Source organism: Piscibacillus sp. B03, from assembly GCF_052246295.1.
Lineage (GTDB): Bacteria > Bacillota > Bacilli > Bacillales > Alkalibacillaceae > Piscibacillus.
Genome location: NZ_JBQQCO010000003.1, coordinates 49259 through 73867, shown reverse-complemented (window position 1 = coordinate 73867; position 24609 = coordinate 49259). Strand labels below are relative to the sequence as shown.

Here is a 24609-nt window from a genome sequence, read left to right as displayed (position 1 = left end):
CCCCTTTTTTTAATGTAAGCGTTTTTATTTGAATATTTTAAAAATTTAATTGGAAAGGGGTTGATTTGACCAAAATTGAGGCGTAGAATAACGATTAAATTTTCAAAAAACGAAAGGAGGTCCAGTGATGCTGACATTCATCGCATCCATCTTTATCTTAATCTTTGGCTATATCATTTACGGAAAGGTGGTTGAACAAATTTTTGGCGCGGACGATACTAAACAGACGCCCGCCTATTCTAAACGTGACGGTTTTGATTTCAGTCCTATGAGTTGGTGGAAAGGAAGCTTAATCCAGCTATTAAACATCGCTGGGCTTGGTCCAATTTTTGGAGCTGTTTTAGGAGCATTATATGGACCTGTTGCATTTATTTGGATTGTAATTGGAACGATTTTTGCAGGTGCCGTACATGATTACTTTGCGGGAATGATGTCCGTAAGACATAATGGAGCACAATATCCGACGATTGTTGGAAAATACTTAGGAAAATACGCACAATCAACGATTAATATTGTTTCAATCGTACTTATGATTTTGGTAGCTGCTGCATTTACAGCAGGTCCAGCTGAATTAATCGCACAAATCACACCATTAACGTTCACAACAGCGATTATTCTTGTATTCATTTACTTATTAGTTGCAGCTGTTTTACCAATTAATAAAGTAATCGGGAAAGTCTATCCGATCTTTGGAGGAATCTTATTATTTATGGCAGCGGCTGTTGCGTTTGGCATGCTGTTCTTATTTGAAAATCCTATTCCTAATTTAACATTTGCTAATATGCATCCTGGTGAGCTACCGCTTTGGCCTTTATTATTTGTCACCATTTCTTGTGGTGCAATTTCTGGGTTTCATAGTACACAGAGTCCTATTCTTGCTAGAACGATTAAGAAGGAATCAGAAGGACGAAAAGTATTTTACGGTGCTATGGTTGCAGAGGGTGTGATCGCTTTAATTTGGGCGGCAGCTGGTATGACGTTCTTTGGTAGCACTGGAGGGTTGCAAGAGGCAGTAGCAGCAGGTGGAGCAGCGGGTGTTGTTAACGAGATTAGTCAAACAACACTTGGTACATTGGGCGGAATTCTAGCCATCTTAGGTGTTATTATCCTACCAATTACAACGGGAGACACAGCCTTACGCTCATCGCGGATGATGCTAGGTGACTTATTAAACCAGACAACTAAAATTGATTTTGGAGGGAAAAAATCAAAACTATTACTAATTGTCCCTGTTGCATTACCAGCATTTCTATTAACTCAAATCGATTATTCGTTTTTATGGCGTTACGTTGGTTGGACAAACCAAGTGGTTGCCACGGTGATGCTTTGGACAGCAGCTGTTTATCTATTAAAACAAGCTAAGTTTCACTGGATTTGTAGTGTGCCAGCGACCGTTATGACTGGTGTTACATCAACATATATCTTTTACGCACCAGAAGGGTTTGGCCTTGATTACTCATTATCTATGATTCTTGGATCCATTCTATGGTTGGTGGTTATCACTTGGTTTGCTTGGCAAGTCTATCAAGAGAAACATAACGGTTACCCAAGTGTTGCCCAATCGAATGCAAACTAAGGGAGTGACGTAATTGAGTTTACTAGAAAAGTTAGAACAAGCCCATCAAGGTGGGGACAAACTGAGTGTCGATTATCAGGTCAATGGGTCTTTACGAGAAGCCTATCAATATCAAAGACAGCTTATAGAAATCGAGTCTAACAGGGGAAATCATTTAAAAGGTTATAAGATTAGTCTAACCAGCCAGGAAACACAAGAATTATTTGGAGCAAATGCCCCTTTGTATGGTGCTTTGACAGAGGACTCAGTCGTAAGTGGAGAAATTTTGATAGAAAAGTTATCTGAACCATTAATTGAAATAGAGTTAATGTTTCTAATCGACCAAGAGATTAATCCAAACGATGATGAGAATACGATTCTAAGCAAAACAAGAATTGCACCGGGTATTGAGGTGCCAGACTCTCGTTATAAAGACTGGTTTCCTAATTTAAGCCTAACTCAAATTGTTGCAGATCGAGCTGTGGCAGGTAAAGTAGTAGTAGGTAAACCTATATCTGGAGTTACAGTCGAGCAATTAAACTCAATTAACGCAAAAGTTACATTTAACGGCGACACGGTTGCCACTGGTTGTTCTAGTGATGTATTAGGAAACCCAATCAACTCAATGAAATGGTTAGTTCAAGAGTTGAGCACAGAAGGAAATAAGTTAGAAAAGGACATGATTGTTTCATCTGGAACTTTTATTATGCCGCAAAAACTAATGCAAGGAGTATATGAAGCAAGCTTCGAAAACATTGGTAAACTAAAACTAAATGTAAAGTAATTAGCTGGGGTGATCAACCCCAGTTTTTTTAAATCTTAAAACATAAAAAAAAAGAACTTTTTAAACAAAATGTTGGAGTAATTGAGTGAGGGTGAAATATTTTTGTAAAAATAGGTCGGTATTTGTGAGGACGAGTTAATTAGTTTGCCAATGTTTTATAAACTAATCTAGGACTTAAGACACTTATAGTTTTAACTAAACATTTCTTTAATTACAAGTCAGTGACATGTGTTTTGGATGTGATTGAGCCGGGTATCTGATTAGTGCAACTCCAAAAACAGGTTGCAATCACACAATTTTTAAACATATAAAAAAGGAGTGTTTAGAATGAAAAAATTAATTATCAGTTCTTTATTAGTAGGTACAGGTTTCTTAGCAGCTTGTGGTGGCGGTGAAGAAGATCCAGCTGAAGATCCAGCAGTAGAGGATCCAGCAACTGAAGAAGATAGCGGTACAACTGAAGACGGTACTACAGATGATAGCACTACTGGTGAAGAAGATTCAACAGATGATGGTATGGGCGAAGACACAGAAGAAGATTCTGATCTAGGTGAAGATACAGAAGAAGATTCTGACTCTGATATGTAATCTAATCTATAAGGACTCTGAACAAGAATTTTAAGCTCTCACCCTTTTAAAAAGATAGCTTTAAAAGCATAAACTCCCCCTAATAATATAAATGAAAAATCCTAAGGTTCCAAAAGTGGACCTTAGGATTTTTTTGTGAAGTTAGATTGTTTAGCCAATGTCTCATATATTGGCTTCAATGTCTCATAGATCAAGCTTAATACCCATTTTCGACAAAATCGACTCCTCATCTGGGCCCCTTATGTCTCATAAACGATTACTGATGTCTCACAAATTTTCATTTTCAAATTTATATTAATAATTCTTGCAAATTTTAGGTCTTATTTTTAAACGTGTAGGCTCTTTCACAGATTTTTACGAATAAAAAAATTCGGACAGGCACGGATAAACGCCCAGCGCATAGTATGAAGCGTAGAGGTGAGAGCCGTGGAAGAGTTAAAAAAAGCTGTTGAGGTGGAACAAGAGGATCTAAAACGTCGGCAACGCAGTAAACGCATCAAACAAGTGTTAACAATCTCATCACCTGTTTTTATGTTGCTGTTCTGGGAGCTTTTATCACGAGCGTCAGTAATCGATCCGAGGTTTTTCCCACCACCAACGGTCATTATTGAAACCTTAATATCAATGGGATCATCCGGGGAACTGTTTGAACATGTCAGAGTCAGCTTAATCCGAATACTATTTGGATTTTTACTTGGGGTTATTCCTGCTATTACACTTGGCTTAATTATGGGGATGTATTCATCGATTAGACATTTCTTTTCTCCATTAATTATGGCGCTCATGCCAATTCCAACACTAGCGATGTTACCGATTATCTTAATTATTTTTGGAATCGGCGAGTTTTCAAAAATGGTTACGATTGCACTAAGTGTATTTTTTCCAGTAGTGATCAATACCGTAGCAGGGGTTATGAGCATCGACAAGGTGTATGCCGATGTCGCTAAAAACTATGGTGCAAATCCTAAAGACTTTTTTATGAAAATTGCACTGCCAGGGGCTATGCCAGTCATGATGGAAGGCATACAAATGGGGCAGGCGATTGCGTTATTAACAATTGTTGCAGCAGAGATGATTGGAGCGCGTTCAGGAATAGGTTATGTGATTTGGATGAATTATAAAGCATTCCTCATACCTGAGATGTTTGTAGGACTCATATTAATATCGTTTTTTGGCTACTTGTTCTCGTTATTATTACGAGGCCTACAAAGTAAGTTGATTCCATGGAAATAGGAGGGGATGACGTTGTCTAATCAGGAAAAAATTCATGTGGATGGATTGACCAAGGTATTTATCAAAAATCGAGAGCGCGTCATGGCCCTTGAAAACATAGACTTTTCAATAGAGGATGGCGAGTTCGTCTGTATATTAGGCCCGAGTGGTTGTGGGAAAACGACGCTACTTCGAATTCTAGCAGGATTAGAAAAACCTAGTTCAGGATATTATGATATTCAAGCAAGTGGTACCAAACGTCCTTTACAATCGATGGTGTTTCAGGAACAAGGTGTTATTCCTTGGATGACAGTTGAAGAGAATGTGGCACTTGGATTAACGATGCGTCATGCACCTAAGCAAATCATTAAAGAGCGAACCAATATATATCTTGAAAAAGTTGGACTTTCGAAGTACAGAAAGTTATATCCAAAAGAATTATCTGGTGGCATGAAGCAGCGTGTTAGTATTGCTCGAGCGTTTGCGAATGACCCAGAAATTCTATTAATGGATGAACCATTTGCAGCTCTCGATGAACAGAACAAATTTATTCTACAAGAGGAATTACTTTCAATTTGGGAAGAAACGAAAAAAACGGTCATCTTTATCACCCATAGTATTGATGAAGCGATTTTACTCAGTGATCGAATTTTCTTAATGAGTTCACAACCTGGGACGATTAAAGAAGAGGTTAAGATTGATTTACCAAGACCGCGTCAAATGACAAAAGTACGGTCAGATCCAAAAACAGCTGATACTTTCTTAAAAATATGGACTCATCTACAGGATGAAGTCCAAGAATCACGAAATCAAAAAGAAGGGTAGAGTGAGTATGATTAAAAAGTGGTTAGCCATTCCGCTTTTATTACTCGTTTTGGTGTTAGGTGCTTGTAGCCAAGATGAGGCTAAAGAAGGTTCTGGAAATGAGGCGGAAGAAGGCCTTGAACCGTTAGAAGAACGCGCAACTGTCGTTATTGCTGAAGACGGCGCAGCATCTGGAGCAGGCTTTTACATTGCGAACGAGATGGGCTATTTTGAAGACTATAACATAGAAGTTGAATTTGCGACATTTGGAAACAGTGATGAAATGCTTCCTGCTATTGCTGCAGGTGAAGTTGATGTTGCTGGAGGTGTTTCAACAGCATCATTCTTCAACTCAATTGCTCAAGGAATCGACGTCAGAATGATTGCTGATAAAGGACATAACAATGAAGGTAGTTCATATTTTACATTTGTCATTAGAGAAGATTTACAGGACCAAATTGTTGATTATGAGGATATGAGAGGAAGAACCATTGCCGTGTCATCACAAAACGCCGTAGATGATTATATTTTCGGTGAAATGTTGAAACACGCCGGTCTAACACGAGACGATGTTGAATTTGTCTTGATGTCGGACTTCGGTAATATGCTTGCTGCAATGGGGAACAAGACGATCGATGCAGCCTTACAAATTGAGCCACTTATTACACAAGGGGAATCTCAAGACCTACATGTTCGTTTTAAAGATGCAACGGATTATGCACCAGAAGCACAAATTGCGATGGTACTTGGGTCACCTAAGTTTTTAACGGAGAAACGTGATGTCGCCCAACGCTTCATGGCAGCTTATTTAAAAGGTGTTCGAGACTATAACGACGCATTTATAAAAGGAACAGGTGATGTGGATCAAGTCATTGACATTATGACTGAGTATACGGCGCTAAAAGATCCTGAATTATGGAAAAAAGTTGGCGTAACAGGTTTAAATCCGAACGGTCGTATGTTCGTCGAGGATATTAAGAATCAGTATGAAGTGTATAAAGCAAATGGAGCCATTAAAGGTGAAGTAGATTTAGATCAAGCCATCGACACGTCTCTTGTGGAAGAAGTATTAGAGATTATTGGTGAGTATGAATAGTATAGAAATTAGAATAAAGGATGATATATTTAACAAGATAGTTGCATTTTGACGTAGCTAATAATAGAAGCTGATTGTTAGGTGAGTTTTCTAACGATTGGCTTCTATTTAGTTTCCTTTGTTGTATTCGATTTTGTATAGAATATTAACTCAATAAATAGGTGTACTTTTTATTTATATTGTAAACCCTTTCAATTATCTGAATTATTTTATTTTAATTGAAAGGGTATTTTTATGCATATTTTTGTGTTAATATTCATTTAATCGTATAAATATACAATTCGAAAAGGGGATTATACAATGTCTAAAAAAATCGTTTTACCGATCTTATCTATTATTCTATCAATGGTGCTCGCTGCGTGCGGAACTAGTGAAGCTGAGGAAAATTCAAATTCAGGTAGTGGAGATGACGAAAGTAAAGGGACGTTAGTGATGGGGACATCAGCGGACTTCCCGCCATTTGAGTCTTTTACAACGGAAGGGGAATTTGAAGGTTTCGACATTGATTTAGCTCATAAAATTGCTGAGGAACTTGGATATGAATTAGAAATCAAAGATATGAATTTTGACGGGTTAGTTGGATCACTTCAGGCAGATCGTGTGGATATGGTTATGGCTGGTATGTCAGCGACAGATGATCGTAAAAAGAATGTGGATTTTTCAACGGAGTATCACCACTCTGGTGAGATGTTCGTAACCGCAAAAGATTCCGATATTAAGAGCTTAGAAGATTTAGAAGGGAAAGTAGTGGGTGTACAGCTAGGTACGATTCAGTATGAAGGTGCTGAGGAACTTCAAGATGAATATGGTTTTGAAATCAAGTCGATGGACCAAGCAACAACGTTAATTCAAGAACTAAAAACGGGTCGTATCGATGTTGGTTACATGGATAAAACCGTTGCGGAAGGTTATATCGAAGAACAAGGGTTAGCTGGTTTTGATGATCCGACTACGAGTTCACCTGGTATGGCTGTTGCATTTCCTAAAGGTAGCGATTTAAAAGAAGATGTAAATGCAGTGATTGAACAGTTCTTAGAAGACGGAACCATTGCTGAACTTGAGGAAAAATGGGAACTAACACAAGACTAAACAAATAGAATTGAGGTGTTAAGGCATGAATTTGGATTTTACCCAAATCGTGCCTTATATTCCTTTTATGTTGGAAGGAATATGGGTAACGTTACGATTTGTGATTATCGCAATTATTATCGGATTTATATTAGGTGCCGTCATTGCTTTAGTTAAAATAAGCGAGGTCAAATATTTAAGATGGTTAGCTGATTTTTATACATCGGTCTTTCGCGGCACACCACTGATCTTACAATTAATGTTGGTCTATTACGGTATTCCGCAATTATTAGGTTATGATATACCAGAGTTTTTAGCTGCCGTTTTAACATTCGGCTTAAATTCGTCAGCTTATGTATCGGAAATTATCCGAGCAGGCATTCAGGCTGTTGATAAAGGACAAAAAGAGGCAGCTCAAGCCTTAGGAATTCCTTACAGGCAAACGATGTTTAAAATCATTTTGCCTCAAGCGATGAAAAATATTTTACCTGCGCTTATGAATGAATTTATTACGTTAACAAAAGAGTCGGCCATTGTATCAGTCATTAATTACCTTGATTTAATGCGCCGTGCTACGGTTGTGAGTGCTGATATTTACAGGAATTTTGAGCCTTTATTATTTGTAGGTATGATCTATTATGCGATGGTCATGATTTTAACTTTATTAGGGAAATTGCTTGAACGGAGGTTGAGTCAGAGTGATTAAGGTTGAACATTTAAGTAAAAGTTTTGGGAAATTAGAAGTGTTACATGATATTAAAACTGAAATCAAGCAAGGTGAGGTGGTAGCTGTAATAGGTCCTTCTGGTTCAGGGAAATCTACGCTTCTAAGGTGCATGAACTTACTTGAATCACCAACAGGCGGTCATGTTTTTGTAGATGGAGAAGACCTTACAGTACCGTCTACGAACATTCTTAAAGTTAGACAAAAAATCGGCATGGTCTTTCAACACTTTCATTTATTTCCACATATGAAGGTGATTGATAATTTAACTTACGCACCTATGACTGTGAAGGGTTTATCGAAAAAGGAAGCAGACGAAAGAGCTAAAAAATTATTAGATCAAGTTGGGTTAAGTGATAAAGAATATGCCTACCCGAACAGCTTATCAGGAGGACAAAAACAACGTGTTGCGATTGCTCGTGCATTGGCTATGGAGCCTGAAGTCATGCTGTTTGATGAACCAACCTCTGCACTAGACCCTGAAATGGTTAAAGAAGTCCTCGACGTCATCAAATCACTTGCGAATACGGGCATGACCATGGTCGTCGTCACACACGAAATGGGTTTTGCAAAAGAAGTCGCAGATAGAATTATTTTTATGGATTACGGAAAAATAGTAGAGGAAGCAAAACCAGAAGAGTTTTTCGCCTCTGCTAAAACAGAACGTGCGAGAGACTTTCTAGATAAAGTTCTATAAGCAGCAGGAACTCTTCTATTCATAGGAATAGGAGGAGCTTATGGACAGTAAACATTTAAAAAATCCAGTCTTTTATGTGTCTGCAATAGTCATAACTATATTAGTTTTAATCGGTGCGGTCTTGCCGGAGCAATTCGGTGAAGTCGCTAATAGTTTATTTTTGTTCACTACTTCAAACTTTGGTTGGTTTTACTTGATTGCTGTTTTTATTTTGGTGTTATTTTTAGCGGGATTAGCTTTTAGTCGTTATGGGAAGATCAGACTCGGTGGTGAGGACGAACGACCAGAATATCCATTTTTCACATGGATTGGTATGTTATTCTCAGCTGGTTTCGGAGCAGGTCTTGTGTTCTGGGGAGTAGCCGAACCGATGTCTCATTATTTAGAGACCCCTTTTGAAGGCGTTGAGCCATTAACTGAAGAGGCGGCAAGGCTCGCAATGGGTTATTCATTTTTTCACTGGGGTGTCAGTCAATGGTCAGTCTTTGCTATAGTCGGGCTTGTCGTTGCATTTATGCAATTTAGACGAAAAGATGCGGGACTAATCTCAAAAGCGATGGAGCCTGTCACGGGTAATAAACCTGTTGTGACAAACACAATTGACGTCCTCTCTGTTATTGCAACGGTGATGGGGGTTGCGACTTCACTGGGCCTAGGCGTAATGCAAATTAACGGTGGGTTGTCGACGATTTCTGGAATTCCTTCAGCCGTGTGGGTTCAGTTAATTATCATAGCTGTAATGTTTTTAGCTTATATGGCTTCAACATTTACAGGGCTTGATAAAGGGATTAAGTATCTGAGTAATTTAAACTTAGGATTATGTTTATTACTTTTGGTATTTGTATTAATTTTTGGGCCAACGATTTTTATCTTAAACGCATTCACGCTAGGCATTGGTGATTATATATCGAACTTTATTAATTATAGCTTCAGGCTTCAACCATATAAAGGCGGAACTTGGGTTCGAGATTGGACCGTATTCTATTGGGCTTGGGCGATTGCGTGGTCACCATTCGTTGGGGCGTTCGTCGCTCGTGTTTCAAGAGGACGTACAATTCGTGAGTTCATTTTAGGTGTAATGGTTGTTCCGCCAGTCATCGCATGTGTGTGGATTGCAGCATTTGGTGGTACAGCACTTGATGCTGATTTGAACCATCAAGCTGGAATTGCTGAAGCGGTCAACAATGATATAGCCGTAAGTGTATAACCATATCCCGTTTACATTTATTATGTCTGTTTTATCGGTACTACTAATCTTTACATTCTTGGTGACGTCCGCTGACTCAGCTTCTTATATTTTAGGTAGCATGACGTCACGTGGTAGCACAAACCCTCCGTTATCGCACAAGTTTGTTTGGGGGATTTTAATTTCAGCAATCGCAGGTGTGTTATTACTTGCAGGTGGTTTGGACGCGCTGCAAACGGCGTCACTTGTGTCCGCCTTACCGTTCACCGTAATTATGCTCATCATGCTACTCGCCATTTGGAACTTGTTAAAACGAGAGACAATTCCAATTACAAAACGAGAAATTAAGAGACATGAGCGCATTCAGAAAAAATTAAATAAACATCAAAAAGATTAATCAGTAAAAGCCTTCAATCAAGAAGGCTTTTATTTTTTTATGGTAAAAATGCATATTTCTTCTAATGTTGGTTTAACTAAAACTATACAAATACACTAGAAAGAGGAGTCGGTATGAATTACAATGCCAAACAAACTGTTAAGTATTTCGTTATTGCTTTTATTATTAGCTTTATTATTGGTCAAATACTCTCAGCTATTTTCTCGAGTGCAGAGGAAATTTATGTTGACCAAGAAAAAGGCTTCGATATTGTGGAAACAGATTTTGATGGGATTAGGTTATTAACGTATGAAACAAGTGAAGACCTTTATAGCATTAAGTTTGAGTTGCCCGTTTTTAAATCAGACGGGCTAAACAACTTTTTCAAAGGATATATGAAACGCACGAATGACCAGTTTTTATCAGCAATCGAAGGGAACGTCACTAAAGAGAGGCCGGGCAACTTAACGGTTAACTTGGATATGTATCAAGCAGGTGAAGATCTATACTCATTAGTTTTCACGGAATCAGAATATACAGGTGGCGCTAACGTTAATGAAACCGGTCATGCTTGGTTAGTCGATGTGAAGACAAATCGAATTTTAAAGCAAGGTGAACTATTTAAGAATGTACGTAAAGCAAGAGAAATCATCAGACCTAAAGTACAAGACGCTCTTTTAGAACAAGAAGGTTTAGGAATATTTGAAGAAGAGCTGGAAGAATGGGTGAGCCAGCCTAAGTATATGTTTGAAAACATGTACATCCATGATGGAAAAATGATTTTCAGGTTTGATAAGTATGAAATCACTCCTGGAGCCGCTGGAATGCCTCAAGCAGAGATTCAGATCGATGAAGACATTCAGGCATTGTTGAAAAAGAATTGGGCTCAGAGGTTAGGGTTTAATTAAAAGTTAGATAAATGCTCTACAAGGGTAGATAAAATGCACATTTTTACTTCGTCGACAAAATTCGCGGTAGATAAATCACAAAAAAGGGTAGATATATTGCGATATGGGGTCGATAAATTCAGTGTAAGGGTCGATAAAATGAGTTTTTTTACCCCGTCGACAAATTTCGTGGTCGATATTTTAAGAAAAAGGGTCGATAAAATCCGATATAGGGTCGATAAATCACGAAAATACCTCATGGTGCCAAGGTGGCGCCATGAGGTATTACTAATTTGCTAAACTATCTAGTTGACTCTGATATAACTCAGCATAATGGCCGTCTTGCTTAATCAATGATTCGTGCGTACCTTTTTCGATGATTTGCCCGTGCTCTAGCATGATAATTTGATCAGCACTTTGGATTGTGTTAAGCCTGTGAGCAATCACAAAGCTTGTGCGGCCTTTCATTAGACGTTGTAGCGCTTCTTGGATTTTAACTTCTGTCACCGTATCAATACTACTTGTCGCTTCATCGAGTACTAATATTTTAGGGTCTGCAAGTAATGCGCGGGCAATCGTTAGTAACTGCATCTGCCCTTGGCTGATCCCACTTCCATTGGGGTCCAGCACCGTATCGTATTGGTCTGGGAATTTCATAATAAACGAATGGGCGTTGGCATTCTTCGCAGCTTCAATAACTTCTTCATCAGTAGCATCTAAACGTCCATAGCGAATGTTTTCTCTTATAGTTCCTTCAAAAAGAAAAGCGTCTTGCAGCACGAAGGCCATATATCGTCGCAAACTAGTTCGTTTAATATCTTTTATTTCTGTTCCGTCTAACAAAATACGACCACTATCATAGTTGTAAAAGCGTGATATTAAATTGATAATCGTCGTTTTACCTGCACCTGTGTGCCCAACAAAGGCAACGGTTTCACCCGCTTTTGCTTTAAAGGAAACATTTTTCAGCACCACATCATCTTCATCGTAAGAGAAGGTGACGTTTTCAAACTCCACATCGCCTCTAGGCTCATCAATCTCAATTGCTTTATGTTCATCTAACTCTTCACTATCTTCATCAATAATATCAAACACGCGTTCAGCACCTGCAACAGCAGATAACAGTTGATTGAACTGGTTCGAGAGTTCGTTTAATGGACGAGTAAACTGTCTTGCTAATTCAGTGAAAATCACAATCGTACCGACGGATGCCATTTCATAAATGACTAAAACACCACCAACGAATGCGATGATCGCAAAGCTAAATGAGTTCAACATGTTCATTAGCTTTGGAATAAAACCAGATATGGCAGCCGCCCAAAAGCTGGACTTCATAACTTGGTCATTTTTTAAATCAAACGTTTGTTTGACTCGATCTTCTTGTGAAAATGTCTTAACGATCTTTTGACCTGAAACGGTTTCTTCAATATAACCGTTCATGTCGCCAAGTCGTTTTTGTTGAATTTTAAATAAAGGCCCAGTCCTCTTCGTAATCCACTTCATGCCGAATACCATCATCGGGATAATCGTCAGAGTCACAATCGCTAGCAGTGGACTTAAATAAAACATCACCGCGACGGTTCCGATTAGTGTTAATACACTTGAGAAAATCTGAATAACAGATGAGTTCAAAGTATTACTAACATTATCAACGTCATTGGTAACACGACTCATAATTTCACCGAACTGTCTTTTGTCAAAAAACGCAATCGGTAAAAGGTGCAATTGATTAAACAGTTTTTTTCTTAAATCGTAGACAGTATTTTGAGCAATACCAATCATCACATATTGTTGTAAAAACATCGTTAACGAATAAAATACATAGATCAATAAAAGGATAACCATAACTTGACCTAACCCAGCAAACTCGCGGTCAACATCAATGTAGTCATCGACTGCTGTACCAATCATCATGGGTCCGAGGATGGCAAGGGCAGAGGAAATGACCACCATGAAAAATACGAAAATTAGTCTCCATTTTTCATTCATCATCATATTCCAAATCCGTTTCAAAGTCCCTTTCCAATCACGAACTTTCGGTTTGGCTCTTGGGTCATCCACACGTTCAGCTTCTTGTAGGTCAATTTTTTCATATTTAAAGGGCTCTGTGAAAATCTGTTTAATGCTCATGCACACCCTCCTTCCCAAACTGTGATTCAACAATCTTACGATAAAGATCAGATGTTTTAAGTAGTTGATCATGACGTCCAACGTCTAACAAGCGTCCATCATCAATTAAGAAGATACGATCCGCGTTCATTGCTGTTGTGATTTTTTGCGTCACAATTAATGTTGTACATTCATAATCCTGAATGGCATCCAATAATCTAGACTCGGTTTTTAAATCAAGGGCACTTGTACTATCATCTAGCATTAAAATTCTCGGTCTTCTAATTAACGCGCGCGCAATAGAGACACGTTGTTTCTGTCCACCTGATAAATTAACCCCTTTTTGACCGATTTTCGTGTCAAAACCATGTGGGAGTTCTTTAATTGTATCGTGGATTTGAGCGTCTTTAGCCGCTTGTATAATGTCGTCCTCTGTAGCTTCGTTCTTACCCCACCGGATATTTTCTCTTATGGACCCAGTGAAAAGTAGCGGGGCTTGAGGAACATAACCAATTGCTCGGCGCAGATGGTCCAACTTATAATCACGAACATCATGACCATCTATGTAGACAGCACCTTTATTAACATCATATAAACGAGGAATCAACTGAAATAGTGACGTTTTACCGGAGCCTGTTGCTCCAATGATTGCAATCTTCTCTTGGGGTTTCACGGTAAACGATAATTCAGTTAATACATCTTCTTTTAAGTTAGGATAACGGAATGACACATTAGAAAATTCAATGGAACCGTCTTTTACTTGATATTGATCATTCGCATCATCGGCCTCCAATAGATCAATTTCAGCATCTAACACATTTGCGATTCGATCAGCTGATGCTTTTAATCTCGCAATAGCCATCGTTAAAAAGCCGAACATTGATATGGCCATGGAAACACGTAGTGCATAGTTTATAATCGCAACGACATCACCAACTTGTGCATTACCAGCTCGAACCTCACTGCTTCCATACCATAGAATGAACAACAAGCTCATGTTCATCACAAATAGTAGGACAGGCATCGCGGTTTCAATTAGGCGCAAGGACTTTTTCGTATAGTCCATAAGTTCTGAATTCGCATCGACAAAGCGATTCGTTTCATGTTTCTTTCTTAAAAATGCTTTGATCAATCGTATTCCTGATAAGTTTTCTTGCATGACGCGGTTCACGTTATCTAATCGTTCTTGTACTTTACTAAAAAGTTTTCCGGCTTTGCGTACAACAATTAGTAAAAATCCGATTAATAATGGCACAGTTACTAAGAAAATAAGCGCAATTTTCCAGTTAACAATGAAGGCCATTATAACCCCACCTATAACTAACAGTGGAGCACGAAGCATAATGCGTAAGCCCATGAAAATACCATTCTGAATCATTCGTATATCATTCGTGAAACGTGTGATGAGTGATGATGTTGGGTATTCGTTTAGGTTTTTGAATGAAAAAGCTTGCACTTTCTCAAATAACTTTTGCCTTACATCGTAACCGAACTTGAATGTCACGTGAGCGGAATAAAACGAATTAATGATTCCTGCTGCAAATGAGACAAGGGCTAGCACAATCATTATGGAGCCCCAATAAATAACAGTGTTTAGATCTTGATTTAAGATACCTTCATCAATCATTTTACCTAAAAAGAATGGAAGGAGTAACTCAACGGTTAATTCGATTAACATGAGTATCCAGGCGATAATCATATGAAAGTAATAGGGTTTTAAGTAACGAGCAACGTATTTCATGTTGAAGCCTCCATCTATGTAAATCCTCAATACTCCTTATTTTATCGAAAAATGAAAAAAATAAATAGTACGGAGCTCGAAATTTTTTAGAAGATTCGTAATAATGGTTTGGGAAGGTTGCAACCGCTTCTCTAACAGATGTTTCGCATTTTAATTAAAGAAAATAAAAAACCTATCGAGATTTATTAGTCCTCGATAGGCTTAATAGTTATTCAACCTCTACATAGTCTCCATCATGGTATTCGTAACGTAAATTGAGATTGTTGTTCGCTAAATCATATTCGTAAATGCTTCGAGTATCCATGTTAATATAATACCAACCATATGTCGCAGTTGCGTTGTCGTTTTCTTCGTAGACATGAATTAAGGCAAGGTTTTGGTTTTCATATTCTTCAGAAGGAGATTTTTGGCCTTCATAACTATATTGATATTGATCACCTAGTTGTAAGGCGCGCTCGACCTCTTCCTCTGCTTGTTGGTCAGACTCTATCTCTATTGAAGGTTGGTTTAATTGTTCAACCTCGACTTCATCTACAATCCAAGTGCCATCATGGTTAGTAATGATAAACGTCATTTCAATATGGTCTGTTAACTCAGTATCTTGCTCTTGAGTGACATGGTACGTGTTAGCGTCTTCTTGTGATGTTTGATAATCTTCATCTGTATTAATAAAAACAGGAAATTCTGTTGGTACTAGGTACAGTCCGTCATCTCTTTCTTCGATATAAGTGTCAATATGACTCTCAGCCAACGAGTATGACATCGCTTGGGTTAGATAATCCATAACTTCATCTTTTGAGTCAAAATCGATTTCTTGTGTGTTTTCATTTTTTAATGACGTAATGGTTTCTTCATAGTTGCTTATGACTTCATCTAAGTTTGGTTCCTCTGCTTCAGGATGTTCTTCTGAAAGAATTTCGCCTGTTTGATCGTCGATGTTAATGATAATCGCAGAATCATCAACGTCAATTCCGATACTCCAAAATTGTTCGCTCTGATTAAATATAACGTTGCGAATAACAATTCTCTCATAATCACTAGTATCAGCTTCTGTCAGCGCGATTCTGACTGCTTCATTCTTTGTCATTCGAGAATCTTCAACTGTTTCATTATTTGTGATTTCGTATTCATTTAATTCAATGGCTGATTCTTCATGATCCTCATATGAACCTTCTATCTGGTGCCCTAGATCAAGTGGATCGGGTAAATCATTAATCCATATTGATGTTTCATTCTCCGAATTTGTGACTAAAGCGCGTTGATCTTCTATTTTGACAATATATCCTGCAACGGACTCAGAACTTGGAGATGCCGTATTTTGTTTAAATAATTGATCGTAATTACTTAAAAATAGAAAGCCAATTAATAATGTAGCGATTAAAGCTGCAGCTATTGGAAAGGGATGAAAAACCCTTTTTTTGGGCGTTCTTTGATGAGCTTCAGAGATTTTTTCAAGTACTTGGTTTCGGTCGTGGTCTGTAAATTCAACTTCGTTCTGATACTGTTCCTTAGCCTTTTGTAGCTCTTTATCCAAGTTGATCACCTCCATTTTGTTCCAACTTTGGTTTTAACTTTTTACGAGCCCTTTGAAGACGTGCTTTCGCGGTGTTTAGTTTGATTGACAAGACCTCTGAAATTTCTTTTAAAGCCAACTCTTCAAAGTAATAAAGTATGATCACTTCTCGATATTTTAAGGGCAGTTCGTTCACTTTACTTAAAATTTGTTTCATTCCCTCTTGTTTCATGGAATGCTTCTCAGGTGATTCCTCGTCTTTGTGCTGCCAAAGGTTTACGACTTTTTCTTTGTAAATTCGTTGTCGATTCTTTAAAGACCTTAAATGATCCTTGCTTTTATTTATAGCGATAGAATAAATCCAGCTACGTAATGAGGACTGACCTCTGAAGGTGTTTAAGTTTTCGTAGACTTTAACAAAAACATCTTGAGTAATGTCCTCAGTGTCCGACTTATTTTTTACATATGAGTTTACAACGCGCTTAATTTCATGTCCGTATTGACTCATACATTCTTCTAATATTTCGAGGCGTTGCTGTTCTGTTAATTCTTCTTGATTTAATCGTGCCTCAAAGCTATTTGACATTATGTGCCTCCTTTCTTGTACTTGTATGACGCATAAGTTTATTTGAAAGGTGCAAAAAAGATCTGGTTGTATTCTAACCAGATCCTGTTGTTTGTTTTATTTTTTTATCTGCTTCTTCTTCAATGACGTCTTTCAATTGATCGAGAACAGGGCTAAATGAAGTATGTCGTCCAAGCATGTAGCTCATGTCGTACTCGATAGGTAACCATGTTTTTATGTCGGCTTCATTATGCTGAATTTGGGCTTCGAGTTTATCTAGAGCATTGGCGACTTTAGCTTCATAAGTTTCTTTAGCTTCAAATTCATGCCAGAGCTGATACCATTCATTTCCTTGCTCACCACGAACTAATTCTTTTATATGCAAAATGGCTTGTTCTTCTTTCTGCGTTTTGAGCTCTTTTACTTGTTGATTGTTCAGTGTGTCAAATGCAGGGACGTCCCCTGCCTCAGCCTCAACTAGGTCGTGGATAATAATCATTTTTAATAGTTTAGAAGTGTCGATTTCTCTTTCTAAGTGTGGCGCGATTAGCATTGCCATTAATGATAATCTCCAAGTGTGTTCAGCAACGCTTTCTTGTCTACCGTTAGATAACCAACTATGTCGAAGTTCGTATTTAAGTTTTTCAGAAAGGTGAATGACTTCCATCATTTGCTTAAAATTTTCCTTCATAATCTCTACACACCCTATAACCGTTTGTTATGAAAAAGTGTATAATAATAATGAAAGATTGTATAGACCGTCGGGGGAGAAACTGTTGAAGGAATTAGTTGATTATTTACATCAAAGAGAAGATGAGATGGTAGATTTATTAGAACAACTAGTTTGTTACGAATCACCATCAACTAGACCAGATTTAACGAAAAAGATTGGACAGCACTTATCTCAAATCTTTAAGGACATAACAGGTGGTAAGGTTGAACTTTTACCTAGCGATTGTTATTCACCTCATTTGAAGGCTGAATGGGGAGAAGGAGAGCGGCAATTATTAATCATTACTCATATGGATACCGTTTGGCCAGAAGGCACATTAGAGGAAATGCCGTTTTCTATTACAGACGGCAAAGCTTATGGGCCTGGAACTTTTGATATGAAAGCTGGAATTGTTCAAGCATTATTTGCGATCAAGGCACTGAAAGAACTTCGTGTTCATTTAAATAAAAAAATCGTCTTAATGATGACGAGTGATGAGGAATTAGGAAGCCCGACATCAAAAGGCTATATTATTGAAGAAGCTAAAAAAAGTGACGGTGTTTTTGTGTTGGAACCGTCACTTGGCAAGGAAGGCGCTTTGAAAACAGCCCGTAAAGGTGTTGGAACATTTGAGATTCGAGTGCATGGTGTTCCGTCCCACGCAGGGATTGACCCTGAAAAAGGAGCTAGTGCTATTGAAGAGCTAGCTGAACAAATCACATATTTATCGAGTCTTACAGATTTACAAAAAGGAACGACTGTGAACGTTGGGTTAATTGATGGCGGTTCTCAAAAAAATGTCATCGCAGAAGATGCGCATGCCGTTGTGGATGTGCGTGTCCAAACAAAAGAAGAGATGGACCGAGTGGTACCGCTTATTCAAAACATAAAACCTCACGACCCAGACATTGAAATTAGCGTGACTGGTGAAATTTACAGACCACCATTAGAACGCACAGACGAGATCGAACGACTTTTCGAAAAAGCTAAAGAACTAGCACATGAGTACTTGGGTGTGGAATTAATAGAAGAGTTCACAGGTGGCGGAAGTGATGCGAACTTTACGGCATCGCTTGCACCAACCTTAGACGGGCTCGGAGCAGTTGGTGCTGGGGCACATGCTCACCATGAGCATTGCGTCATCAGTGAAATGCCAAAGCGCAGTGCACTATTGGCCTTGTTACTATGTGAATATGGAAAATAAAGCCGAAGCCTAGATGCTACGGCTTTATTTTTTCATTAAAAGTAAATGAATATTGATAAGGAAGCTCTGAATGTCGATATGGAAGCTCTGAATGTCGATATGGAAGCTCTGAATGTCGATATGGAAGCGCTGAATGTTGATAGGGAAGCTCTGAATGTTGATAGGGAAGCTCTGAATGTCGATATGGAAGCTCTGAATGTCGATATGGAAGCTCTGAATGTCGATATGGAAGCTCTGAATGTCGATATGGAAGCGCTGAATGTTGATATGGAAGCTCTGAATGTCGATAGGGAAGCTCTGAATGTCAATATGGAAGCTCTGAATGTCGATATGGAAGCTCTGAATGTCGATATGGAAGCTCTGAATGTCGATATGGAAGCTCTGAATGTCAATATGGAAGCTCTGAATGTCGATATGGAAGCGCTGAATGTTGATAGGGAAGCTCTGAATGTCGATTGGAGAGCGCTGAATGTCGATAGAGGAGCTCACTTTGTCGATATGGGAGCACGTAATAACGATAAAGCAGGACTGAACGATAAGAATGAATTAGTACAATTTAAACCTACTGAAACTATCTTTTAACAAGACACGATTGAACTTGAATGCTATAATATTTTCAGAACATAGAAGGGAGTTTTATCAATTTTACACAAACATCCCTACTTTAGCATCAGGCGAGAAATCGATCATTTTAACTTTGAACAGAAGCGGATTGAAGAAGAACACTGGGTTGAATTGTATGAGGATCGTATTGTCACGACTGAGCAAAATTTTCCGATTGAGCAAGTGCTAGATGTTTCGTACAAAATGTTGTCGCAACAATTCGGGTTCTTTTATTTACATACGACTAAAGGTGTTTTCACCTTACATGTCAAAAAGTCGCCTGAAGAATTTATACGACTATTTAGAACAGTTGAGAGAAAATAGGCACACAGGCAGAATAAGTCTGTCTTTTATATATTGGAGGCTTCAAAATGGAGAAGAATAAAGTTTTATTAGTGGATGGAATGGCTCTATTATTTCGTGCGTTCTATTCAACAGCTATGTCAGGTTATTTTATGGTCAACAGTAAAGGCATTCCTACAAACGGAATTTATGGTTTTGTTCGACACCTACTGACAGCGACGAACACCTTTCAACCTACTCACGTGATTGCGTGTTGGGATATGGGAAGTCATACGTTTAGAAACGATTTGTATACAGAATATAAAGCCAACCGTGGGGCGCCCCCTGAGGAGTTAATCCCTCAGTTTGATCTGGTAAAAGAAGTAACAGAAGCGATGGATATTCCTAATGTTGGAGAAGTAGGCTATGAAGCCGATGACTGTATTGGTACTCTCGCAAATTTATATAAGGAAGATTCTGAGGTTTATATCTTAACAGGTGACCAAGATATTCTTCAGCTTCTTGATGAAAACGTTAATGTGGTGTTATTCAAAAAAGGTTACGGCAACTACGATGTGTATCATGCCGAACGCTTTATTGAAGAAAAAGGAATCACGCCACAACAAATGATTGAGCTAAAAGCAATGATGGGAGATTCATCTGATAACTACCCTGGTGTCCGTGGAATTGGTGAGAAAACAGCCCTAAAACTACTTAAACAACACGGTTCATTAGAAAACATTTTAAACAACTTAGATTCACTAACTAAGGCACAGCGAGCAAAGTTCGAGGCAGATCTTGATATGGTGCATCTGTCTAGGAGGTTAGCGGAGATCTACTGTGAGGCAGGGGTTACTTGTGATTTATCAAATGCAGAGTTTCGAATTAATCGTGACCGAGTCATGGAGAAGTTCCAAGAATTAGAGTTTAAACGTTTAGATCAAATGATATAGAGGTTGATGCAAAATGCGTTTATGGTCCATACACCCTAGATATTTAGATGCCAAAGGGTTAGTTGCTTGTTGGCGAGAGTCATTGTTGGCACAAAAGGTGTTACTGGGAGAAACTAAGGGGTATAAGAAACATCCTCAGCTAGTGAGATTTCGCGAACAGGAAGATCCGATTCAAGCAATTGGACTCTATCTAGAATACATTTATATAGAAGCTAAAGCTCGGGGCTATAATTTTGACCATTCTAAAATTATTAAAATAGAGACTGGCGAACAGCTTCGAGTGACAACTGGTCAGCTTGAGTATGAGTGGGCTCACCTTCGTGCGAAATTAAGACAGCGAGCCCCTGATAGGTTAACACAACTAAAAACATTAGTCGCAAAAGACATCATTCCACACCCATTATTTCAAGTCATCGATGGCCCAGTTGAAGAGTGGGAAGTAGTTAATTAGTAAAGTAAAAAGTGAGCTGAAGAAGCTCACTTTTTTCATACCAAACGGCCGATAAATCGAGACTAAGGGTCGATAAATTGGCAAAAAGGTTCGATAAATTTTGAAAAGGGGTCGATAACCATCAATATGGGGTCGATAAATCTCATAAAGGGGTCGATAAAAGGAAGAGGGGATCTATATGAAATTGGTAAAACCAAATCTTGAACTAAAAGATGCATTTTATGAATACATACAAGAATGGGAAGCGAGCAAAGAAAAAGTCGTCCCAACAACATTGAGGAAAGTAAATGACCAATACGAAGCGTTTGTTGAACGATGGCAAAACGAATCACAAGGTGTCATTCGTGAAGGTTGGGTGGCTAATACCACTTATTTTCTAGTTAACGATGAAGGTCGCATACTTGGAAGCTGTAACATACGTCATGATTTAAATGAAAAACTACTACAAATCGGTGGGCATGTTGGGTATGGTGTAAGACCAACTGAGCGCGGGAAAGGTCATGCCACCTTTATGTTAAAGGCTTGTTTAAATCGTCTTCAAGAGATGGGAATAAAGAAAGCGCTCATTACATGTAATGAAGGTAATATCGGCTCAAAGAAAGTGATTGTGAATAATGGCGGTGTACAAGATCAATCCTTTACAGAAGATGATGGAACGGTAGTCAATCGATTTTGGATTGAGTTGTAAATTAAAACTTGTAACCGTTCTAACCGTTCGCAAAAAATGATATAATAGGAAGAACTTGGTGATTTCTACTTCATGAAATCACCTTTTCTTTAATTAGGGGGGGAGATTTCATGGATCGCTATCATAAAATCACGTTTGCTATATTAGGCTTAATGATTTTAATGAACATTTTTTACTTCGTTAGATTGGAAAATAAAATATCAACACAACAAGAACAAATACAAATGAACTTCGGCCAAGTGTTAAATCAGAGTACGAACTCGATTTATCGGGAAGTGGATAGCATTAGAGAAAGTAACAAATGGATTTCGGATGTAAATTATGACATTAACTCTGATGAATCTGATCATGACGAAGTGCAAATGGAGTTAGATTGGTCGTTCAATGAGGTTGAGAGTGATGCTGAGATTAGCTTAATGTATAGAGAACGTGAGAGCGATTGGATTCAAGTTGAAGCAGAGCATTTGGAAGGAAATAGATATTCTGCTACGTTAAAAGTTACTCCTTTAAAAGAATACGAATTTCAAATTATTAGTGAAGGGCAGGTCAGCAGAACTTCAGAAATTCAACCGATCCCTAGTGATTTATACAGGCCAGCCATGTTAATATCTCATGAACATCATAGTGGTGACGATTTTCTTATTATCGGTTTTGAACATGAGGATCAACGGAATATACCCTATTTTGATATAGAGAACATTACCGCAACATATCAATACACAGATGGTTCAAATGAGAAAAAAGAGATTGTAAGAGGCGAGTTGCCTTCAGTAATAGAGGACGATGAGGGTTATACGGTTAATGACCCAGGTTTATATTATGTGGTCGTGGAACCTTTAAATGATGTATTAGAAGTTTCATTAAAAGTTGAGTACTCAGGTGGATTCGTACAAGAAGGTACCGTATACCCTGAGGATATAGATTTCTATGAAAGCTTTCCAGGTAAAAACTAATTACTTTGAATTCAAGATATTATTTGTTAGCATATAATAAAATAAAAGCTTTATTGAAAGGAGCTTTTTCATGGAGTTACTAGGTATTCACCACTTATCTGCGATTACAGCAAATGCTCAGCAGAATGTTGATTTTTATACAAAAATATTAGGAATGCGAATGGTTAAGAAGACGGTCAACCAAGATGATACGTCAGTTTATCACTTGTTTTACGGCGATGAAATTGGAAACCCTGGCACAGAGTTAACGTTCTTTGAAATTCCACGTGCTGGACAAAATCATAATGGTAATAATAGTATTTCAACCACGTCTCTACGTGTACCAAATGATGAAGCACTTGAGTACTGGAAAAAACGTTTAGATCAACACGATGTTGAAAATGAAGGAATCGTTGAACAGTTTGGGCGTAACGTGATTCCGTTTAAAGACTTCGAAAATCAGCGCTTAATTCTCGTATCTGATGAAACAAATCAAGGTGTTGCTGGTGGAACCCCTTGGGATAAAAGTGCAGCAGACCCTAATTATGGGATCATTGGCTTAGGCCCAATTCATTTAACTGTTCCTGAGTTAAATCCAACAGAAGCGATTTTAACAAAACTGATGGGATTCACACGTTCAGGCGAATATGAACATCACTCCAATGGACGCCAGGTGATTGTTTATGAAACAGGTGAGGGTGGAACTGGTGCAGAGTTGCATATTCATGTTCGTACTGACTTGCCGCAAGAACGGCTTGGCCGCGGTGGGGTCCACCATGTTGCCTTCCGAGTTGAAAATGAAGAAAAAATTCGTCAATATCTAGATGAACTTAATCAAATAGGGATTGGTAACTCTGGATTTGTCGATCGTTTTTATTTCAGATCAGTTTATTTCAGAGAACCAAATGGGATTCTGTTTGAACTTGCGACAGATGGTCCAGGTTTTGCAACAGATGAAGATGTTGACCACCTAGGTGAATCACTAGCATTACCTCCATTCTTAGAAGACCGTCGCGATCAAATAGAACAAAACTTAAAACCAATTGATTATAAGCCGTGATGATTGCCCACGGCTTTTCTTTTTACCTAAAATAGTAAATAACTAACCAATGAAAGGATGATGTCACATGGGTCAAAACATTAAAGGGAAAATTGCTTATATCACTGGAGCAGGTTCTGGCATTGGACGTGCTACAGCTCGAGAATTAGCAAAAGAGGGAGTACACGTAGGATTAATCGCACGAACTGAGGAGAAACTTCAAAAAGTCGCTGAGGAACTAAAAAGTTATGGTGTTAATGTTGAGTATGAAGCCGTCGACATTTCAGATATGGATGCTGTGAACAATGCAATCAGTCAACTGAGAAATCGCCTTGGCAAAGCTGACATTCTAATCAATAACGCTGGTGTTGGTTCAAGAGGAGATTTAATTGATGCTAACCCTGATGAATGGAAAAAGCCAATCGAGGTCAATGTTTTTGGAACTTACTATGTAACACGCGCGGTTCTTCCAGACTTAATCGAGAAAAATAAAGGCGACATTATTAACATATCTTCTAGTAATGGCCTTAAAGCAACGGCTGGTTCGTCTGCATATAGTGCATCTAAATTTGCTGTTCAAGGTATGAGTGAAGCCCTTATGCAAGAGGTACGTAAACACAATATTAGAGTGTTTACGATGAATCCAAGCCTAGTTGCTACTGAATTAGTTTTCGGAGATCAACTAGAAGAGAAAAACGAAGATAAGTATATGCAACCAGAAGACTTGGCTGAGTATATGGTAGCTCAACTTAAATTAAATCAACGTATCTTTATTAAACAATCGCTACAATGGGCAACAAACCCTTTCTAAGTTGAACCTTCACCTGTTATTAGAAAAAT

24 protein-coding genes and 1 pseudogene are annotated in these 24609 nt (G+C 38.3%); 20 read left to right on the top strand and 5 right to left on the bottom strand.

Annotation, left to right across the window (positions count from 1 at the left end; genetic code table 11):
- The first annotated feature begins 127 nt into the window (after positions 1-127).
- The 11 genes and pseudogenes from ACTWQB_RS03290 to ACTWQB_RS03240 all read left to right on the top strand — a co-directional run bounded on the left by ACTWQB_RS03290 (position 128) and on the right by ACTWQB_RS03240 (position 10998).
- Positions 128-1576 (top strand): carbon starvation CstA family protein, encoded by a 1449-nt coding sequence (locus ACTWQB_RS03290; protein WP_443137757.1) that lies wholly within the window; start codon positions 128-130, stop codon positions 1574-1576.
- Positions 1577-1589: 13 nt separating this feature from the next.
- Positions 1590-2339, top strand: coding sequence for a 2-keto-4-pentenoate hydratase (locus tag ACTWQB_RS03285; RefSeq protein ID WP_443137756.1), 750 nt, complete (start codon positions 1590-1592; stop codon positions 2337-2339).
- Positions 2340-2666: 327 nt separating this feature from the next.
- Entirely contained in the window at positions 2667-2927 is a 261-nt protein-coding gene (locus ACTWQB_RS03280) for a hypothetical protein (RefSeq protein WP_443137755.1), read from the top strand.
- 426 nt (positions 2928-3353) lie between these two features.
- Positions 3354-4160: an ABC transporter permease gene (locus ACTWQB_RS03275; protein WP_443137754.1), complete on the top strand. Its 807-nt coding sequence runs from the start codon at positions 3354-3356 to the stop codon at positions 4158-4160.
- A 12-nt stretch (positions 4161-4172) separates the two neighbouring features.
- Positions 4173-4964, top strand: a complete 792-nt coding sequence (locus tag ACTWQB_RS03270; RefSeq protein WP_443137753.1) for an ABC transporter ATP-binding protein — start codon at positions 4173-4175, stop codon at positions 4962-4964.
- Positions 4965-4974: 10 nt separating this feature from the next.
- A complete protein-coding gene (locus ACTWQB_RS03265) occupies positions 4975-6039 on the top strand; it encodes an ABC transporter substrate-binding protein (protein ID WP_443137871.1) in 1065 nt (354 codons plus the stop codon).
- Between the two features lie 300 nt (positions 6040-6339).
- The gene (locus ACTWQB_RS03260; protein ID WP_443137752.1) at positions 6340-7128 is read left to right on the top strand and encodes a transporter substrate-binding domain-containing protein; all 789 of its coding nucleotides are present in this window, start codon (positions 6340-6342) and stop codon (positions 7126-7128) included.
- 25 nt (positions 7129-7153) lie between these two features.
- Positions 7154-7813, top strand: a complete 660-nt coding sequence (locus ACTWQB_RS03255; RefSeq protein WP_443137751.1) for an amino acid ABC transporter permease — start codon at positions 7154-7156, stop codon at positions 7811-7813.
- Positions 7806-8528: an amino acid ABC transporter ATP-binding protein gene (locus ACTWQB_RS03250; RefSeq protein WP_443137750.1), complete on the top strand. Its 723-nt coding sequence runs from the start codon at positions 7806-7808 to the stop codon at positions 8526-8528. Before ACTWQB_RS03255 ends, ACTWQB_RS03250 begins: the two co-directional genes overlap by 8 nt.
- 40 nt (positions 8529-8568) lie before the next feature.
- Positions 8569-10111 (top strand): annotated as a pseudogene (locus ACTWQB_RS03245) (BCCT family transporter).
- 113 nt (positions 10112-10224) lie between these two features.
- A complete protein-coding gene (locus ACTWQB_RS03240; protein WP_443137749.1) occupies positions 10225-10998 on the top strand; it encodes a DUF3298 domain-containing protein in 774 nt (257 codons plus the stop codon).
- 267 nt (positions 10999-11265) lie between these two features.
- Here ACTWQB_RS03240 and ACTWQB_RS03235 read toward each other — a convergent pair whose 3' ends face one another.
- The 5 genes from ACTWQB_RS03235 to ACTWQB_RS03215 form a co-directional block, all read right to left on the bottom strand.
- On the bottom strand, positions 11266-13107 hold the full coding sequence (locus ACTWQB_RS03235) for an ABC transporter ATP-binding protein (protein WP_443137748.1): 1842 nt from the start codon (positions 13105-13107) through the stop codon (positions 11266-11268).
- Complete coding sequence (locus ACTWQB_RS03230; protein ID WP_443137747.1) at positions 13097-14827, bottom strand: ABC transporter ATP-binding protein; 1731 nt, start codon at positions 14825-14827, stop codon at positions 13097-13099. Before ACTWQB_RS03230 ends, ACTWQB_RS03235 begins: the two co-directional genes overlap by 11 nt.
- Before the next feature lie 208 nt (positions 14828-15035).
- Entirely contained in the window at positions 15036-16361 is a 1326-nt protein-coding gene (locus ACTWQB_RS03225) for a hypothetical protein (RefSeq protein ID WP_443137746.1), read from the bottom strand.
- Positions 16354-16926, bottom strand: a complete 573-nt coding sequence (locus ACTWQB_RS03220; RefSeq protein ID WP_443137745.1) for a sigma-70 family RNA polymerase sigma factor — start codon at positions 16924-16926, stop codon at positions 16354-16356. Before ACTWQB_RS03220 ends, ACTWQB_RS03225 begins: the two co-directional genes overlap by 8 nt.
- 73 nt (positions 16927-16999) lie before the next feature.
- A complete protein-coding gene (locus ACTWQB_RS03215) occupies positions 17000-17575 on the bottom strand; it encodes an HD domain-containing protein (RefSeq protein WP_443137744.1) in 576 nt (191 codons plus the stop codon).
- A gap of 106 nt (positions 17576-17681) precedes the next feature.
- Here ACTWQB_RS03215 and ACTWQB_RS03210 point away from each other — a divergent pair, with 106 nt between their 5' ends.
- From ACTWQB_RS03210 to ACTWQB_RS03170, 9 genes are all read left to right on the top strand, one after another.
- Complete coding sequence (locus ACTWQB_RS03210; protein WP_443137743.1) at positions 17682-18821, top strand: M20 family metallopeptidase; 1140 nt, start codon at positions 17682-17684, stop codon at positions 18819-18821.
- Between the two features lie 45 nt (positions 18822-18866).
- Positions 18867-19403, top strand: coding sequence for a hypothetical protein (locus ACTWQB_RS03205; RefSeq protein WP_443137742.1), 537 nt, complete (start codon positions 18867-18869; stop codon positions 19401-19403).
- A gap of 153 nt (positions 19404-19556) precedes the next feature.
- Positions 19557-19748, top strand: a complete 192-nt coding sequence (locus tag ACTWQB_RS03200; protein WP_443137741.1) for a hypothetical protein — start codon at positions 19557-19559, stop codon at positions 19746-19748.
- Between the two features lie 47 nt (positions 19749-19795).
- Positions 19796-20659 carry a 5'-3' exonuclease gene (locus ACTWQB_RS03195; protein WP_443137740.1) on the top strand — a complete coding sequence of 288 codons (864 nt, stop codon included), beginning with the start codon at positions 19796-19798 and terminating at the stop codon, positions 20657-20659.
- A 13-nt stretch (positions 20660-20672) separates the two neighbouring features.
- A complete protein-coding gene (locus ACTWQB_RS03190; RefSeq protein WP_443137739.1) occupies positions 20673-21110 on the top strand; it encodes a pyrimidine dimer DNA glycosylase/endonuclease V in 438 nt (145 codons plus the stop codon).
- A 178-nt stretch (positions 21111-21288) separates the two neighbouring features.
- On the top strand, positions 21289-21798 hold the full coding sequence (locus tag ACTWQB_RS03185) for a GNAT family N-acetyltransferase (RefSeq protein ID WP_443137738.1): 510 nt from the start codon (positions 21289-21291) through the stop codon (positions 21796-21798).
- A gap of 110 nt (positions 21799-21908) precedes the next feature.
- Complete coding sequence (locus ACTWQB_RS03180) at positions 21909-22751, top strand: hypothetical protein (RefSeq protein ID WP_443137737.1); 843 nt, start codon at positions 21909-21911, stop codon at positions 22749-22751.
- A gap of 70 nt (positions 22752-22821) precedes the next feature.
- Positions 22822-23790, top strand: coding sequence for a ring-cleaving dioxygenase (locus ACTWQB_RS03175; protein WP_443137736.1), 969 nt, complete (start codon positions 22822-22824; stop codon positions 23788-23790).
- Between the two features lie 67 nt (positions 23791-23857).
- On the top strand, positions 23858-24580 hold the full coding sequence (locus ACTWQB_RS03170; protein ID WP_443137735.1) for a 3-ketoacyl-ACP reductase: 723 nt from the start codon (positions 23858-23860) through the stop codon (positions 24578-24580).
- Positions 24581-24609: the final 29 nt, after the last annotated feature.

Coding starts and splice junctions, on each gene's coding strand:
- ACTWQB_RS03290 (WP_443137757.1), top strand. CDS start 128: ATGCTGACATTCATCGCATCCATCTTTATCTTAATCTTTGGCTATATC.
- ACTWQB_RS03280 (WP_443137755.1), top strand. CDS start 2,667: ATGAAAAAATTAATTATCAGTTCTTTATTAGTAGGTACAGGTTTCTTA.
- ACTWQB_RS03260 (WP_443137752.1), top strand. CDS start 6,340: ATGTCTAAAAAAATCGTTTTACCGATCTTATCTATTATTCTATCAATG.
- ACTWQB_RS03255 (WP_443137751.1), top strand. CDS start 7,154: ATGAATTTGGATTTTACCCAAATCGTGCCTTATATTCCTTTTATGTTG.
- ACTWQB_RS03240 (WP_443137749.1), top strand. CDS start 10,225: ATGAATTACAATGCCAAACAAACTGTTAAGTATTTCGTTATTGCTTTT.
- ACTWQB_RS03235 (WP_443137748.1), bottom strand. CDS start 13,107: ATGAGCATTAAACAGATTTTCACAGAGCCCTTTAAATATGAAAAAATT.
- ACTWQB_RS03230 (WP_443137747.1), bottom strand. CDS start 14,827: ATGAAATACGTTGCTCGTTACTTAAAACCCTATTACTTTCATATGATT.
- ACTWQB_RS03220 (WP_443137745.1), bottom strand. CDS start 16,926: ATGTCAAATAGCTTTGAGGCACGATTAAATCAAGAAGAATTAACAGAA.
- ACTWQB_RS03215 (WP_443137744.1), bottom strand. CDS start 17,575: ATGATGGAAGTCATTCACCTTTCTGAAAAACTTAAATACGAACTTCGA.
- ACTWQB_RS03205 (WP_443137742.1), top strand. CDS start 18,867: ATGAATATTGATAAGGAAGCTCTGAATGTCGATATGGAAGCTCTGAAT.
- ACTWQB_RS03195 (WP_443137740.1), top strand. CDS start 19,796: ATGGAGAAGAATAAAGTTTTATTAGTGGATGGAATGGCTCTATTATTT.
- ACTWQB_RS03190 (WP_443137739.1), top strand. CDS start 20,673: ATGCGTTTATGGTCCATACACCCTAGATATTTAGATGCCAAAGGGTTA.
- ACTWQB_RS03185 (WP_443137738.1), top strand. CDS start 21,289: ATGAAATTGGTAAAACCAAATCTTGAACTAAAAGATGCATTTTATGAA.
- ACTWQB_RS03180 (WP_443137737.1), top strand. CDS start 21,909: ATGGATCGCTATCATAAAATCACGTTTGCTATATTAGGCTTAATGATT.
- ACTWQB_RS03175 (WP_443137736.1), top strand. CDS start 22,822: ATGGAGTTACTAGGTATTCACCACTTATCTGCGATTACAGCAAATGCT.
- ACTWQB_RS03170 (WP_443137735.1), top strand. CDS start 23,858: ATGGGTCAAAACATTAAAGGGAAAATTGCTTATATCACTGGAGCAGGT.